The sequence below is a fragment of the Halogranum rubrum genome, assembly GCF_900114455.1.
Lineage (GTDB): Archaea > Halobacteriota > Halobacteria > Halobacteriales > Haloferacaceae > Halogranum > Halogranum rubrum.
The window spans coordinates 827270-841972 of record NZ_FOTC01000001.1; the positions used below are offsets into that span (position 1 = coordinate 827270).

Genomic DNA, 14703 nt, shown 5'->3' on the forward strand with positions numbered 1-14703 from the left:
TCGCAGGGTACGGGAGAGGCAAAAGCGGTTCGGGAAGGGGCCACAGAACCGACAGTCCTTAGCAAGCGCCGCGACGACGAGTCGGTATGAGCGGCACGAGCGACCCAAAAGACCTCGCGGCGAAGGTCGAGAGCGGCGACCTGCGCTTTCACGAACTCGAAGAGCACGCCGACGCCGACACCGCGGCGGCGGCCAGACGCCTCCTCGTCGAAGAACAGTCCGGTGCCAGCCTCGACACCGTCGGTGACTACGGCTTCCCCGCCGAGCAGGCGGACTCGGCCATCGAGAACATGATCGGCGCGATTCAGGTACCGTTGGGCGTCGTCGGCCCCGTCGAGGTGAACGGCGCGGCCACCTCGGGTGAGACGTACCTGCCGCTGGCGACGACGGAGGGGGCCCTCCTCGCCAGCGTCAACCGTGGCTGTTCGGTCATCGACCGAGCGGGCGGCGCGACGGCGCGCGTCACGAAGTCCGGGATGACTCGCGCGCCGGTCTTCCGCGTCGCCGACGTCGCCGAAGCAGAGGCACTCGTCTCGTGGGTCCGCGACAACGAAGCGATGCTGAAGGAGGCGGCCGAGGAGACGACGAACCACGGCGAACTCCTGGACGTGACGCCGTACGTCGTCGGCGACAACGTCTATCTGCGGTTCCGCTACGACACGAAAGACGCGATGGGGATGAACATGGCCACAATCGCCACCCGCGCGGCCGCCGACGTCGTCGAAGCAGAGACGGCCGCCTCGCTCGTCGCGCTCTCGGGGAACCTCTGTTCGGACAAGAAACCCGCCGCCATCAACGCCGTCGAGGGGCGCGGTCGGAGCGTCACGGCCGACGTGCTGATTCCGCGCGACGTCGTCGAGGAGCGACTCCACACGACGCCGGAGGCCATCGCCGAAATCAACACCCGAAAGAACCTCGTCGGAAGCGCGAAAGCCGGCGGGTTGGGGTTCAACGCCCACGTCGCCAACGTCGTCGCCGCGATGTTCCTCGCGACGGGGCAGGACGCCGCACAGGTCGTCGAAGGGTCGAACGCCATCACGACGGCCGAGGTGAAGGACGGAAATCTCTACTTCTCCGTCTCACTTGCCAGCCTCGAAGTCGGCACCGTCGGCGGCGGCACGAAACTGCCGACGCAGGCCGAAGGACTCGACATCCTCGGCGTCCGCGGCGGCGGCGACCCGGCAGGTGCGAACGCCGACGCACTGGCCGAGTGCATCGCTACCGGCGCACTCGCCGGTGAACTCTCTCTGCTCGCCGCCCTCGGGTCGCGACATCTCTCCAGCGCTCACGAGAGTCTAGGCCGGTAGAGTCGTTCCCCACGCTCACTTCAGACAACACTTTTACCCACGCCGTCGGTAGCCGAAATATGGACTTCGAAACCCTCCGTCCGTACCTCCTCTGGTACACTGGAGTGGGTGGCGTCGTCACCGCAGCGGTGTTGTACGGATTGGCGACGCTCGTCGACGTCGACGTCGGACTCGTCGCAACCGTCCTCTTTCTCGGGTCGCTCGTCGTCGTCTCGATGCTTCTGACCGTCTCCGACCAAGGAATCGAGAGCGCGGCCCACGGCGCGGAGGTCGGGTTCGGGTCGTCGAACCCGATGGACTTTCAACCGGATTCACTTCCGGTACCGAATCGCCTCGGAGTCGTCTGCTACTTCGTCGGTTTGACCGTCGTCGGTGGGGCGACTGTGGCGTTTCTGCTCGCCTGAGTGACGCTCTACTTCCGGCGCACACGCGTGGCTCGATTTTAATTCTCACACACTCGAACTGTAAAATGCGCTCGTCGGTGAGCACCGGCGGGCGTACCCACTCGCTATGTCCTGCAACCAGCCAGATTCGCCCGACGTGACCGAATCGTCCGCGTATCAGTGGCTTCGCCTACTCAAGGTGGCACTCGGCGTGCTCGTGTCGTTGCTGACGGCACTGAAGTTGCTCGGCGTGCTCTGACGGCGGCGTCAGCGCACTCTGAGAGTCAGAGTAGCCGATACCGGCCGCGACTCTCGCTGGCCTCGCCACGCTGTGTCAGTTTTTTCAGGAGGTCTCGCGCCGCCTCGGCCGGAACACCGCGGTCAGTCGCGTAGTCGAGTACCTCTCTCTCCGTCGGTCGCTCCTGCTCCCGGAGGGCGTCAGTGACGACGTCGCGTCTGCTCTTCGAGCCTCGAGAAGAGACGTCGCCTGCGGCCTCGGCGTCGTCGATAGTGGCCGTGTCGAACCCCGAGCGTTCGAGATACTCTCGGTCGCCGACGCCGACATCGGCGTCCTCCAACTGGCGCTCCATCTCGGCGACGGAGTCGACTTTCTGGAAAGCCTCGTTTGCGCCCTGTTTCCCCGCGAGGAGGGCAGCGCGGGCCTGTCGTGCCTCGGCGTGGTCGTCGGACTCGAAGAACCGCCGGAGCTTCCGCGTCTGATGGGTCTTTCCGCATCGAGAGCAGTTCGCCGTCTGTGCCGTGTCTGCGTCCGAGAGGAGCCAGAGGTTGCTGCAGTTGTTGCATCCGACGACCGCGTACATACCTCACTGTTCGTCGTCCGTGCCTTTGAACCTCCGGCCCACGCCGTCGAACCCGTCGGTTTCTCGGCAACAACTGTCTTGAGGCTGATAGCCGAACCGATGGACGAGGAATATAGTTGTGAGTCTGATACAGACCGGTCGGTCGGTCGTCGACGTGGTTCGAAAACGAGACGTGACGCTCATGGCCGCAGGGGTAGCACACTATGCGCTCGCTTCTCTCCTGCCGATTCTCGTCCTCTCCGTGGCGCTGGCGACGTACTTCGGCGGCGAAGCACTCGTCGACACGATTATCCAGCGGTTGGGGGACGTCCTCTCAGAGAGCGGACAGACGGTACTCCGGCGGGCACTGTCGGGGAGCACCGGTCGCGTCGGGGCGAGTGTGATCAGTCTGCTCTTGACGCTCTGGAGCGGACTCAAGGTCTTTCGAGGCCTCTCGGTCGCCTTCTCGGAGGTGTACGGTGAACACACGTCGCCCTCGCTGCTCGAACAGGTCCGCGACGGACTGCTCGTCATGGCGCTCGTCGTCGTCGCCTTCGCACTCATGGTCGCCGTCGGCGTCGTTATTACCTACGTCGACCTCCCGTTCGGCTATCCGCGACTCGCGGGTGCACTCGTCTTGCTCGTGACGCTCGTGGTCGTCTTCATCCCCTTCTACTACGTCCTGCCACCGGTGTCGGTGGACGTCAGAGAGATACTCCCCGGGACGGTGTTCGCCGCCGTCGGAATGATTCTCCTGCAGGTAACGTTCCTAGTCTACACGCAGGGAGCGAGCAAGTACGCGGCGTACGGTTTTCTCGGCGCTATCCTTCTCTTCGTGACGTGGCTCTACTTCGGGTCGATACTCATGCTCGTCGGCGGAGTCATCAACGCGGTGCTCAACCGCCGAACTGTCGTGTGAGTGGTTGGGAGGCGACTAGCCGTCGAGTTCGGCGGCCGTCGTCTCCTCACCGTCGAGGACCAGGACGATGTCGTCTTCGCTGCCCTCGGTTATCTCGAAGTTGTTCATTCGCCCGCTGTAGTGGTAGGTGTCGTCCAGCGTCGACACCTGTCCTTCGACCGAGTGGAGGCGAACGGTGTCGGTGTCTTCGAGGTCCGAGGCCCAGACCGACCCGCTGACCGCGAACTCGAAGCGCGTCACTGGCCCCGTCCCGCGAACTTCGAGGACGTGCGTCTCCTCTTCGGTGACGGCTACCTCTTCGCCGTCGAGGGTGACACGGATGTCGTCGGCGCTCCCCATCGTGACGGTGAACGAGTCGAGTTCACCCGTGAAGGTGTAGACGTCGTCCTGCGTCGAGACCTGTCCCTCGACGGCGTAGCCGTAGATGGTGTCGGTCGACTCGAGGTCGGACCCCCAAACCTCGCTACTCGCTTCGAACTCGAAGCGCGTCACCGGACCGGTTCCTTCGACGACGAGTTCACGCTCGTCTCCATCACTGGCCGCACTGACGGCACCCGTAGTTCCTCCCACTACAGTGGCAGCAGAGAGTCCTTTCAACAGTGCTCGCCGCGAGACATATCGTGAAGACGATGATTCTTCCATACTTGGATGTAACGGGGGATGGTGTTTATTATGAAGAAGATAAGTAGGGAGAGACAGTCACTTTCTTATCTATAACTGATTGGATTTGTCTAAACAACGTTATCGATACAGTATAACAGAACCATGGTTTTCAGGCGGCTCAGAACCGTGAAAAATATGTTCTGCATTCCCATAACTACCTACTAAGGTATGATTTTTGTCTATACGCTTATGTGTCAGAAACTCATTTGAAAGAACAGCGCGATGAGATACCGAAGTCAGGTCGAACTGAACGAAGGGTGCAAGCGTTTGGCCAGAGAGGTGTGTAACACGTACGACCTCGTCGTGGGTATTCCTCGAAGTGGTATCCAACCGGCCAGTCTCCTCTCACTGTATCTCGACCTCCCCCTCTCGGACGTCGAGGGGTTAACGGAACGACGCATAATGCAGACTGGAAAACGCTACGACGGTAACGTCGACTTCGAAGAGATTCGACGCGTGCTCGTCGTCGACGACAGTGTCAACTCGGGTCGCCAGATGCGAGAGACCAAAGCCCGCATCGAGGAGATGAACCTCGCTGACATCAATGTCGACTACGCGGCCGTCTTCGTCACTCCGACTGGAGTGAAGTTCGTCGACTACTGGTGGGAAGTCGTCGACATGCCACGGGTCTTCGAGTGGAACATCCTTCATCACCCGAAACTTCGAAACTTCTGTGTCGACATCGACGGCGTCCTCTGCCGGGACCCATTTCCGGAAGAGAACGACGATGGCGCGAGATATCGGACGTTCCTGGAAACCGTCGACCCGGAGTACGTGCCGACGAAGCGAATCGGCTGGTTGGTGACGTGCCGCTTGGAGAAGTACCGCGAAGAGACCGAAGCGTGGCTTCAGAAACACGGTATCGAGTACGACCATCTGGTGATGATGGACCTCCCCGACAAGGAGACGCGCCACGAGTTGAGTAACCGAAGCGAGTACAAAGCGGCCGTGTACGAGGACACCGGCGCAGAGTTGTTCATCGAGAGTTCGGCGAAGCAGGCGACGGAGATTGCACGTCTGACCGGCCAACTCGTCTACTGCATCGAGACGAACGGGATGGTCGACGCCACCACCGAGTACACCAAAGTGCCTACCGAGACATACTACTCCGTCGGGCAACGAATCGCCCACTATCTCGGACGGTTTTCGCGAAACCCGGTCGGGTTCGCTCACCTCGCGATTCAGTATCTCACGACGACGGTACGGAGCAGATTCGCGCTGTTCGCCGACGAACTCGATTGAGTCGATTGAGTCGACTGAGCCGATTAGTTCGACAGATTTGGCTGCGTTGACCGATCCCCCTGGCCGGGGGATACGTTGATTACGTAGAGTAGGGAACTTCGTCACATGGAGAGAGTTCCACTCGACGCAGTCGAATCGACAGAGGCAGTGCCCGGCGTCCATCTCGCACAGCTTGCTGCCGGTGAACAGATGAGCGTCCAGCACTTCCACATCGAGGCTGGCGAAGACGTCCCAGTCCACAGCCACCACCACGAGCAGACGGGCTACATCGTCGAAGGTGAACTGACGTTCCTCGTCGGCGACGACGGCGAGGAAGTCGTCGTCGGACCCGGTGACTCCTACGCTATCGCCGCCGACGAAGTCCACGGTGCGGAGAATCGCGGCGACGTCGACGTGAAGGGTGTCGACATCTTCAGTCCGCCACGAACGAATCCTGACTGGCAGGAGTAACGTCTCTTCGGACAGTAGGCGGTCGTCGTACGACACATCGGAACGTCTTTGTGCGTTTCGGCCTGCCTAAACCCCATGAACGAGGAACGGACCACGCCGACGCGGCGCGACTATCTGAAAGGAGGGAGCGCGCTCCTCGCGGGCAGTGTACTGGCCGGTTGTCTCGGCGGGAGTCAGGGTGACTCGTCGACAACCGAGGCTGAGTCGACGGCGGACACCACGAACGGAACGTCCGAGACGTCCGAGTCGACCGAGAGCGGTGCGTCGTCGCCGTACTCGGTGACGATGTCGCCGATGGGTGACGTCGAGTTCGACGCCGTCCCCGAGGACGCCTTCGTCGTCTTCCCGCAGTACGCCGACATGGCCGTCGCACTCGGCCACGGAGACGCGGTCAACAGCGTCTACGTCCCCGAGATGTCCGGGAAGACGATGAACACCTACTACGACCGACTCGACGGCGTCTCCTTCGAGTGGGAGGGACTGCCCGACCCGCTCGCCGAGGGGATGAGCAAAGAGCAACTCTACAGTCTCGACAGCGACGTCCACTTCGTCGACCCGGCGTACGTCTCCACGCAGGACAACTGGGACCAGTCGGACCTCGACGACATCTCGTCCAGCGTCGGTCCGTGGTTCGGAAACTTCTACAGCGGGACGAACAACGGCGTCCCCGAGGGGTACAGCGAGAACTACGAGTTCTACTCCCTGTGGGACATGTTCGGGAAAGTCGCCGACGTGTTCCAAGAGCGAGAGCGCTATCAGGCGCTGCAGGAGATTCACGCGAACGCCATCTCCACCATCGAAGAGAACCTCCCGCCGAAAGAGGAGCGCCCGACGGCAGTTCGGGTGACGATGGGTGAAGAGCAGTTCTACACCTACCACCTCAACAAACCCGGCTACTGGCTGGCCGACACTCGGCCGCTCGGCGCGAACGACGCGTTCTCCGAGGAGGAGTGGCCATCGCTGTGGGGAACCGTCGACTACGAGACGATGCTCGAAGCCGACCCCGACGTGATTCTCCATCTCTGGGGTGTCGCACCGGACTACTACATCGACGGCGTCCGCGAGAAACTGCAGAATCACCCAGTCGGCAGCGAACTCTCGGCCGTGAAGAACGACCGGGTCTTCGCCGCCGGGATGCGCTATCAGGGCCCCATCATGAACCTGTTCCAGTTAGAGATGGGCGCGAAACAGCTCTACCCCGACCAGTTCGGCGAGTGGCCGGGCTACGTCCCCGAAGAGCCGTACCCGGAGATTCCGGCCGAAGAACAGCTGTTCGACCGTGAGCGACTGGCGAACGTCGTCAACGGCGAGTTCTGAACGCGCTTCGAGCATCCGCTCACGGGCTTCGAGTCTGTTTTTCGAAAGAAGAAAACGGCAGAGAGCAGTTTGCAGTTTCTGGGCGTTCGAGAAGTTGGGTTTAAGCCAACTTCTCGATGTCTTCGCGGCTCTGCCGCGAAGGGTAGAAAAGCGGTCTACGAGAGCTTCTCGATGTTCTCGACGACGGCGTCGGCGAACTCGCTGGTCGCGAGTTTGTTGCCGCCTTCGATCTGACGGTGCAGGTCGTACGTGACGTCGCCCGAGGAGATGGTCTCCTCGACGGCGTCCTTGACGAGCTGACCGGCGTCCTTCCAGCCCATGTATTCGAGCATGAGGCGACCAGAGAGGATCATCGCGGTCGGGTTGACCTTGTCCTGACCGGCGTACTTGGGTGCGGAGCCGTGAACCGGCTCTGCGAGACAGCGGGCGGTACCGAAGTTGGCACCGGGAGCGATGCCGAGACCACCGATCTGTGCGCCGGCGGCGTCGGACATGTAGTCGCCGTTGAGGTTCATCGTCGCGATGACGTCGTAGTCGTCGGTTCGCGTCAGGAGCTGCTGGAGCATGTTGTCCGCGATGCGGTCCTTGACGACGATCTTGTCCTCGGGACGCTCACCGTCGTACTCCTCCCAGAGTTCGTCCTCGGTGATGGTCTGGTCGTACTCCTCTTCTGCGACCTCGTAGCCCCAGTCACGGAACGCCGCCTCGGTGAACTTCATGATGTTCCCCTTGTGGACGAGGGTGACGGACGGTCGGTCGTTCTCGATGGCGTAGTCGATGGCCTCGCGGACGAGACGTTTCGAACCGAACTCCGTGATCGGCTTGATGCCGATGCCGATGGGACCGTCGTGCATGACGTCGTCTTGACCCATCTCGTCTTCGACGAACTCCTTGACCTGCTGGACTTCGTCGGTACCGGCTTCCCACTCGATGCCGGCGTAGACGTCTTCGGTGTTCTCACGGAAGGTGACCATGTCCATCTTCTCCGGCGACTTGACCGGCGACGGGACGCCGTCGAGGTGGTACGTCGGGCGAACGTTCGCGTACATGTCGAGCTTCTGGCGGAGCGCGACGTTCAGCGAGCGGAACCCTGCGCCGACGGGGGTCGTGAGCGGACCCTTGATGGCGACGTTGAACTCTTTGATGGCCTCGACGGTGTCGTCCGGCAGGTTCTCGTCGTACTTGTCGCGTGCGGACTGCCCGGCGTAGACACGCATCCACGAGATGGAGCGACCCGTCGCGTCTGCTGCTGCTTCGAGGACCTTCTGTGCGGCAGGGCCGACGTCCGTCCCGATACCGTCGCCGTGGATGATCGGAATAATCGGCTTCTCGGGGACGTTGAGTTCGTCGTTGTCGTCGACCGTAATCTGCTCCCCATCCTCGGGGACTTCGACCTTGTCGTACTCGTAGCTCATGAACGTTCAGGGATTTCTGGCGCGGTGTAAAAGGCCTGCCGTTCTCCGCCGCGAGCGGCAAGAATTGACGGGTTAACGGTGTGTTTGCATGGATCATAGATGGTGCTAAGTAGCAGACGAAAAGGTACCGGAAAGAGGGTTTCGACGACGTGGTATGACCGCCACTCTCGTTCTCCAACGAGACTCGTATCGTCGCCGTCAGTATCGCACTGGCTCCTCCAAGTGATAGCGTCCGGCTTCTTTTTCGTCGCGCTCGAACCATACGTGCTTTCGACCGTCGTTGCGTGGACACTCGTCGCCCGTTCACACTCGGTCAGCAACTTCGGACGAGAGTGAATCTTCGTTGAGGTGTGAAACCCCGTGAACCGACACGACCATCACCCACACGCCCGACGGCGGAACCATGCACGTTATCGTCCACGGCGGCGCAGGCGGCGTTCCCGACGAACCCGAACCCCGACAGGCAGTCCTCGACGACGCGGCCGAGGCCGGTACGACAGCGAAGACGCCGCTCGACGCCGTCGAAGCCGCGGTGAAGGTCCTCGAATCGGACGTCCGATTCAACGCCGGTGTCGGCGGTGCGGTCCAGTCGGACGGCGTCGTCCGCACCGACGCGGGCGTGATGACCTCCGACCGCGAGGCTGGTGCCGTCGCCGGGATGGACGGCGTCGAACACGCCGTCTCGGTCGCCCGCGTCGTCGCCGAGGAGACACCGCACGTCTTCGTCGCTGGCGACCACGCCGTCGACCTCGCCGCAGAGTTCGGTGTCGACACCGACGTCGACCTGTTTACAGCGGATACGCGCACTCGGTGGGCCGACGCCGACCCACCACAGGGGAGTCCGAGAGAACACCTCCAGTGGCTCGAATCGCGGTTCGGCGGGTCAACGAGCGACCCGACCGCCGACGCTGGAGGCGACGAGGGTGCAGTCACGAACGGTGCGGACCTCTCGGACCACGATACCGTGGGAGCCGTCGCCTTCGACGGCGAGCAGTTCGCGGCCGCGACGTCCACGGGTGGGCGATGGTTCGCACTGGCCGGCCGCGTCGGCGACGTTCCGCAGATTGGCTCCGGATTCTACGCTGCACCCGCCGGTGCCGCGTCGGCGACAGGGGCGGGTGAGGACATCGCGAAAGTGACGCTCTCGCGACGTGCGGTTCGACATCTCGAAGACGGGATGAGCGCACAGCGAGCGGCCGAGACGGCCATCGACGAGTTCGGCGAGTTGACCGGGTCGTCGGCCGGGGTCATCGTCCTTGACGACGAAGGCGCGGGTAGCGCGTTCAACAGCGACGGGATGCAGACGAGTGTGGCCCGACGGTAAGCGTCCACGTCTTACAGTTGCCGGGCGACTGCCCGGGTCATAATCTCGGCTTCGGCCTTTCTGAGATGTTCCGCTGCCGTCGCCGTCGAACATCCGAGCGTGTCAGCGACGTCGGCGACAGAACCGTCACGCGTTGCACCGTAGTAGCCGACGTCGACGGCGGCAGCGACTGCTTCGCGCTGTCTGGGCGTCACCCGAAGCATCGGGTCGATGGCTCCGGCGTCGTACTCGGTGGCCCGGAGAACGTCGACACGGATGTCTGTGGGTGTTCGGTCGACCGCCGCCTGGACGGCCGCGGCCGTTCCCACGAGAGAGAACACCATCGAGCGGTCGCTCCGGTACTCGACCGGTGGGACGACGACGAGGTCTCCGGCCATGTACGCGGCGATGAGTTGCGCGTCGTCGTCGCTCTGTGTCTCACGAACGTAGACGTAAAACGAGCCTTCGTCCAGAACCGAGAGATGATACGCGTCGACCGTCTCGGCGGCGGCGAGGGCTTCGCCGTACGCGTCGGGGTCGTCACCTTCGACGTGGAATATCATCGAGTTCGACTGACCGACGTCGGGGTTCCAGTGGAGCAGTCGAGTCCGGGTGAAACCGTCGCGTCGACAGACGAACTCGTGCATCGGGTGAATCGCTGCTTCGTCCAGTTCGAGGCGGAGACGAAGTGATTTCATCGAGTGAACATTCACGTGCTGACATAAAAGACGCTCACTTGTGTGGCAAAACGACCACCAGTTTCTCGTGTGAATCACCACGTGGCGCACTCCCGAGCGTCCGACGACATCATGGCCCACCCACAGCTCTCAGCCGACACAGGTTCGACAGTCTCCGACGGCCTTTCGGCCCTCCTCGACGAGTACGTACTCTCTCGCGACGACCACCTTCACGCTCCCGGGTTCGTGATCCGACCGGACGACGTGCAGGACGTCCTCTTCGAACTCCGCGACGAGGCGGGGTTCGACCACCTCTCCTGCGTCACGGCTCAAGAGTACGAGACACACTACGAGACGGTCTATCACCTCAAGCAGTACGACGACCCCACCGAGGAGGTGAGCGTCGTCGTCCCGACGGCCAAAGACGACCCAGTGAGCCAGTCTGCAGAGGCAGTGTTCCGGACCGCAGACTGGCACGAGCGGGAAGCCTACGACCTCGTCGGTATCGAGTACGCCGACCACCCGGACCTCCGGCGCATCCTCCTCCCGGAGACGTGGCAGGGCCATCCTCTCTCGATGGACTACGAGCAGGACCGCCCGCAGGTCGTCCCGTTCCGCGAGAACGCCAATCCGCTGGAAGACGACCACTCGGGCGACGGGGGAGACACGATGTTCCTCAACATCGGGCCGCACCACCCGGCGACTCACGGCGTGCTCCACGTCGAGGTGACGCTGGACGGCGAACAGGTCGTCGACTGCGACCCCGACATCGGCTACATCCACCGCTGTGAAGAGCAGATGTGCCAGCAAGGGACGTACCGCCACCAGATTATGCCGTATCCCGACCGCTGGGACTGGGGAGGCGGGGGCCTGCTGAACGAGTGGGCCTACGCCCGAACCGCCGAGACGCTCGCCGGAATCGACGTGCCCGAGTACGCACGGGTGATTCGAACGATGAGCGCGGAACTCAGTCGAATTCTCTCGCACTTCCTCGCGGTCGGTGCGTACGCCCTCGACGTCATCGGCGACTTCACGGCGACGTTCATGTACGCGATTCGTGACCGCGAACGGGTCCAGAACCTCCTCGAAGACCTCACCGGTCAGCGTCTGATGTTCAACTACTTCCGCCTCGGCGGTGTCGTCTGGGACCTCCCGGTTCCACGGACGGAGTTTCTCGACAAGGTACGCGCGTTCACTGACGACCTGCTGCGGCGACTGGAAGAGTACCACGACCTGCTGTCGAACAACGAGATTCTCCAGATTCGCACCGTCGAAACCGGCGTCTTACCCGAAGACGTCGCGAAGAGTTACGGCTGTACCGGCCCGGTCGCTCGCGGGTCCGGCATCGACTACGACCTGCGCCGTGACGACCCCTACGGCTACTACGGCGAACTCGACTGGAACGTCGCCGTCGCAGACGGCTGTGACAACTTCGCGCGTCTCCTCGTTCGCCTCCGCGAAATCGAGGAGTCGGGGAAAATCGTCAAACAGTGTGCGGACCTGCTCGAAGACTGGCCCGAGGAGGACCGGACGATTCAGGCGAACGTTCCTCGGACGCTCAAGCCCGAGGACGACACCGAAGTCTACCGCGCCGTTGAGGCGGCGAAGGGTGAACTCGGCATCTACATCCGTTCGGACGGCACTGACTCGCCCGCGCGGTTCAAGATTCGCGGCCCCTCCTTCTCGAATCTCCAAGCGCTCCCGGAGATGGCCGAGGGCGGGTACGTCCCGGACTTAATCGCGTCGCTCGGGAGTCTCGACACCATCATGGGCGAAGTCGACCGGTGAAGAGCGAAGAGCGAAGAGAGGAGAGACAGACCGAACCGTTCAGGGCTGGCCGTCGGTGAACGTGTCCCGAAGGTCGACGCCCGACTCGCGTCGGCGGTCACGTGACACCCGAGTTGGCTCCTCTTCGGGCACCGAGTCTTTTGCCCGATGCATCAGTCGCCGGTGCGTGTTGCGGACCGGTTCGTCGTCGTCGGGACGGAGTTGCTCGTAGTTGCCGTCGGCGTCCATCTGCCAGCGTTTGCAGTTGTCCGTGAGCATGATGTCGAGAACCGTCTCTAACTCCTCGCGGATGTCCGAATCCTCGACGGGGGCGACGGCTTCGACCCGCCGGTCGAGGTTCCGAGTCATCCAGTCGGCCGACCCGATGTAGTACTCGGAGTCGCCCTGGTTGTGGAAGTAGAAGATACGCGAGTGTTCGAGGAATCGGCCGACGATGCTGTAGACGTCGATGTTCTCGCTCACACCTTCGATGCCGGGGCGAAGTCGACAGATGCCGCGGACGATCAGGTCGATGTCGACGCCGGCCATCGACGCCTCGTACAACTCGCGAACCATCCGTGGGTCCTCCAGCGAGTTCATCTTGGCGACGATACGAGCGTCTCGTCCCTCGCGAGCGTGCTCGACTTCCCGTTGGATGAGACGGACGAAGTTCTCACGCAGGTTCTCCGGGGCGACGAGCAGTTTTCGGTACTGCTCGTGGAGCGAGTGCCCAGTGAAGAAGTTGAACAGTTTGACGAGGTCCTGTCCGATGTCGCGGTCGGACGTGATGAGACCCAAATCGACGTAGGTCTTCGCCGTCTCCGAGTGGTAGTTCCCGGTGGCGATGTGCGAGTACAACTGGACGCCGTCGTCCTCTTCGCGGACGACGAGCGCCGTCTTCGAGTGCGTCTTCAGTCCGATGGTTCCGTAGGCGACGTGGATGCCCTCTTCCTCTAAGCGTTTGACCCACCGAAGGTTGTTCTCCTCGTCGAAACGTGCCTTCAGTTCGACCATCACGGCGACCTGTTTCCCGTTCTTCGCGGCGTCGATGAGGCTCTCGATAACTTTTGAGTCCGCCGCTGTCCGGTAGATGGAGGCCTTGATGGCGAGGACGTCCGGGTCGTTGGCGGCGGCGTCCAAGAACCGATGAACCGTCTCGTCGAACGACTGGTACGGGTGGTGGACCAGCACGTCGTCGCGTTTGATCTCCGCGAAGAGGTCTTCGGGACTCTCTCGGTCGGCGCGAGCGAATCGCGGATGGACTTGCGGTGTCCACGAGTCGAGTTTCAACTCGGGTCGGTCGAGTGTCATCAGGTCGAAGAAGTCCCGGTAGTCGAGGTGGCCGTCGAGTTCGAACACCTCGCGCTCGTCGACGCCAAGTTGGTCGACGAGGAGTTGTCGCGCCTCGTCGGGCATGTCGGAGGCGACTTCGAGGCGAACGACCGTCGCGAACCGACGCTGTCGGAGGACGTCTTCGATGACCTCGATGAGTCCCTCCGCAATCTCCTCGTTCCGCCTGACCTCCGCGTTCCGCGTGACACGAAAGAGGGAGGTGTCGACGACGTCGACGTTCGGAAAGAGGAGGTCGAGGTTCGCCTCGACGACCTGTTCGAGTGGGACGTACGTCGTCTCGTTGTCGTCGGTACCAGCGTCGTCGAGATAGCGCTGCACGACGTCGTCGATTTTGACGAACCGCGGTCGGTTCTGCGGAATCTTCACCCGCGAGAACTTCAGGTCGTCGTCCGTCTCCTCGTCTCGCGTGACGACGGCCAGCGAGAGACTGAGATTCGAGATGAACGGGAACGGGTGGGCTGGGTCGAACGTCAGCGGCGTCAACGTCGGGAGGACGGAACTCTCGAAGTACTCACGGAGCGCCGTTTGCTCGTCACCGTCGAGTTTCTCGTGGTCGACGATGTGTATTCCCGCCTCGTCGAGTGCGGGTTTCACGTCCTCGTGGTAACACTGGTTCTGCGTCTCGAACATGTCGTGGGCAGTCGAGAGAATCTCGTCCCACTGTTGTTCGGGCGTGCGTCCGTCGGGTGTGAGTTCCGTCACGCCCGCGTCCATCTGTTGTTTGAGCCCCCCGACACGTTTCATGAAGAACTCGTCCATGTTCTGGGTGAAGATGGCGAGGAACTTCACGCGCTCTAAGAGCGGGTTCCGGTCGTCGATAGCCTCGTGGAGGACGCGTCGCTGGAAGGCCAGTTCGCTCAGTTCGCGGTTGAGATAGAACTCGGGTGCGTGGAGGTCGACCGGTTCGGCGTCGTCGTCGACGGTGTCGGCTTCGACGGTCTCAGCGTCGTCGACGGTCGAGTCGTTCTGTTCTTCGCGCTCGACTCCGGTTCCGTCGGTGAGAGCGGTTCGAGACGAGTCGGTCGCCTCTGCGTTCGAGTCGGTCGGCGTCGATGCAGTCTCCTCGTCTGTCGGAATCTCGTCGTCAGTCATTCCTGTCTCGTTCTC

The 14703-nt window shown here is 62.4% G+C and carries 13 protein-coding genes; 8 read left to right on the top strand and 5 right to left on the bottom strand.

From position 1 onward, the window contains the following. Positions 1 to 86: 86 nt before the first annotated feature. On the top strand, positions 87 to 1307 hold the full coding sequence (gene hmgA, locus BM083_RS03950) for a hydroxymethylglutaryl-CoA reductase (NADPH) (RefSeq protein ID WP_089865958.1): 1221 nt from the start codon (positions 87 to 89) through the stop codon (positions 1305 to 1307). 59 nt (positions 1308 to 1366) lie between these two features. Further along, the gene (locus BM083_RS03955) at positions 1367 to 1711 is read left to right on the top strand and encodes a DUF8070 family membrane protein (RefSeq protein WP_009376044.1); all 345 of its coding nucleotides are present in this window, start codon (positions 1367 to 1369) and stop codon (positions 1709 to 1711) included. 263 nt (positions 1712 to 1974) lie between these two features. Here BM083_RS03955 and BM083_RS03960 read toward each other — a convergent pair whose 3' ends face one another. Beyond that, positions 1975 to 2511 (bottom strand): DUF5817 domain-containing protein, encoded by a 537-nt coding sequence (locus tag BM083_RS03960; RefSeq protein ID WP_089865962.1) that lies wholly within the window; start codon positions 2509 to 2511, stop codon positions 1975 to 1977. A gap of 118 nt (positions 2512 to 2629) precedes the next feature. Here BM083_RS03960 and BM083_RS03965 point away from each other — a divergent pair, with 118 nt between their 5' ends. After that, the gene (locus BM083_RS03965) at positions 2630 to 3409 is read left to right on the top strand and encodes a YihY/virulence factor BrkB family protein (RefSeq protein ID WP_089865965.1); all 780 of its coding nucleotides are present in this window, start codon (positions 2630 to 2632) and stop codon (positions 3407 to 3409) included. 15 nt (positions 3410 to 3424) lie between these two features. Here the strand turns inward: BM083_RS03965 and BM083_RS03970 are convergent, their stop codons facing one another. Next, positions 3425 to 3979 carry a hypothetical protein gene (locus BM083_RS03970; RefSeq protein WP_089865969.1) on the bottom strand — a complete coding sequence of 185 codons (555 nt, stop codon included), beginning with the start codon at positions 3977 to 3979 and terminating at the stop codon, positions 3425 to 3427. 315 nt (positions 3980 to 4294) lie between these two features. Between BM083_RS03970 and BM083_RS03975 the strand changes: the two genes are divergently transcribed. The 3 genes from BM083_RS03975 to BM083_RS03985 all read left to right on the top strand — a co-directional run bounded on the left by BM083_RS03975 (position 4295) and on the right by BM083_RS03985 (position 7081). Further along, positions 4295 to 5314 carry a phosphoribosyltransferase family protein gene (locus BM083_RS03975; RefSeq protein WP_089865973.1) on the top strand — a complete coding sequence of 340 codons (1020 nt, stop codon included), beginning with the start codon at positions 4295 to 4297 and terminating at the stop codon, positions 5312 to 5314. Positions 5315 to 5419: 105 nt separating this feature from the next. Next, on the top strand, positions 5420 to 5764 hold the full coding sequence (locus BM083_RS03980) for a cupin domain-containing protein (RefSeq protein WP_049894110.1): 345 nt from the start codon (positions 5420 to 5422) through the stop codon (positions 5762 to 5764). A 75-nt stretch (positions 5765 to 5839) separates the two neighbouring features. Further along, positions 5840 to 7081, top strand: coding sequence for an ABC transporter substrate-binding protein (locus tag BM083_RS03985; RefSeq protein ID WP_089865976.1), 1242 nt, complete (start codon positions 5840 to 5842; stop codon positions 7079 to 7081). A 155-nt stretch (positions 7082 to 7236) separates the two neighbouring features. On the opposite strand, the gene icd is transcribed toward BM083_RS03985, so the two are convergent. Next, positions 7237 to 8496: an isocitrate dehydrogenase (NADP(+)) gene (icd, locus tag BM083_RS03990; protein ID WP_089865979.1), complete on the bottom strand. Its 1260-nt coding sequence runs from the start codon at positions 8494 to 8496 to the stop codon at positions 7237 to 7239. Between the two features lie 403 nt (positions 8497 to 8899). Here icd and BM083_RS03995 point away from each other — a divergent pair, with 403 nt between their 5' ends. Then, the gene (locus BM083_RS03995) at positions 8900 to 9820 is read left to right on the top strand and encodes an isoaspartyl peptidase/L-asparaginase (RefSeq protein WP_089865982.1); all 921 of its coding nucleotides are present in this window, start codon (positions 8900 to 8902) and stop codon (positions 9818 to 9820) included. Positions 9821 to 9831: 11 nt separating this feature from the next. Here BM083_RS03995 and BM083_RS04000 read toward each other — a convergent pair whose 3' ends face one another. Continuing rightward, entirely contained in the window at positions 9832 to 10497 is a 666-nt protein-coding gene (locus BM083_RS04000) for a helix-turn-helix domain-containing protein (protein ID WP_089865985.1), read from the bottom strand. A gap of 111 nt (positions 10498 to 10608) precedes the next feature. Between BM083_RS04000 and BM083_RS04005 the strand changes: the two genes are divergently transcribed. Continuing rightward, a complete protein-coding gene (locus BM083_RS04005) occupies positions 10609 to 12264 on the top strand; it encodes an NADH-quinone oxidoreductase subunit D (RefSeq protein ID WP_089868353.1) in 1656 nt (551 codons plus the stop codon). Between the two features lie 39 nt (positions 12265 to 12303). On the opposite strand, the gene ppk1 is transcribed toward BM083_RS04005, so the two are convergent. Then, positions 12304 to 14688: a polyphosphate kinase 1 gene (ppk1, locus tag BM083_RS04010; protein ID WP_089865989.1), complete on the bottom strand. Its 2385-nt coding sequence runs from the start codon at positions 14686 to 14688 to the stop codon at positions 12304 to 12306. Positions 14689 to 14703: the final 15 nt, after the last annotated feature.

Bases quoted from the DNA above. Each gene is read 5' to 3' on its own strand.
- BM083_RS03995 (WP_089865982.1), top strand. From the start codon at position 8,900: ATGCACGTTATCGTCCACGGCGGCGCAGGCGGCGTTCCCGACGAACCC.
- BM083_RS04005 (WP_089868353.1), top strand. From the start codon at position 10,609: ATGGCCCACCCACAGCTCTCAGCCGACACAGGTTCGACAGTCTCCGAC.
- BM083_RS03985 (WP_089865976.1), top strand. From the start codon at position 5,840: ATGAACGAGGAACGGACCACGCCGACGCGGCGCGACTATCTGAAAGGA.
- BM083_RS03955 (WP_009376044.1), top strand. From the start codon at position 1,367: ATGGACTTCGAAACCCTCCGTCCGTACCTCCTCTGGTACACTGGAGTG.
- BM083_RS03975 (WP_089865973.1), top strand. From the start codon at position 4,295: ATGAGATACCGAAGTCAGGTCGAACTGAACGAAGGGTGCAAGCGTTTG.
- ppk1 (WP_089865989.1), bottom strand. From the start codon at position 14,688: ATGACTGACGACGAGATTCCGACAGACGAGGAGACTGCATCGACGCCG.
- BM083_RS03980 (WP_049894110.1), top strand. From the start codon at position 5,420: ATGGAGAGAGTTCCACTCGACGCAGTCGAATCGACAGAGGCAGTGCCC.
- hmgA (WP_089865958.1), top strand. From the start codon at position 87: ATGAGCGGCACGAGCGACCCAAAAGACCTCGCGGCGAAGGTCGAGAGC.
- BM083_RS04000 (WP_089865985.1), bottom strand. From the start codon at position 10,497: ATGAAATCACTTCGTCTCCGCCTCGAACTGGACGAAGCAGCGATTCAC.
- icd (WP_089865979.1), bottom strand. From the start codon at position 8,496: ATGAGCTACGAGTACGACAAGGTCGAAGTCCCCGAGGATGGGGAGCAG.
- BM083_RS03960 (WP_089865962.1), bottom strand. From the start codon at position 2,511: ATGTACGCGGTCGTCGGATGCAACAACTGCAGCAACCTCTGGCTCCTC.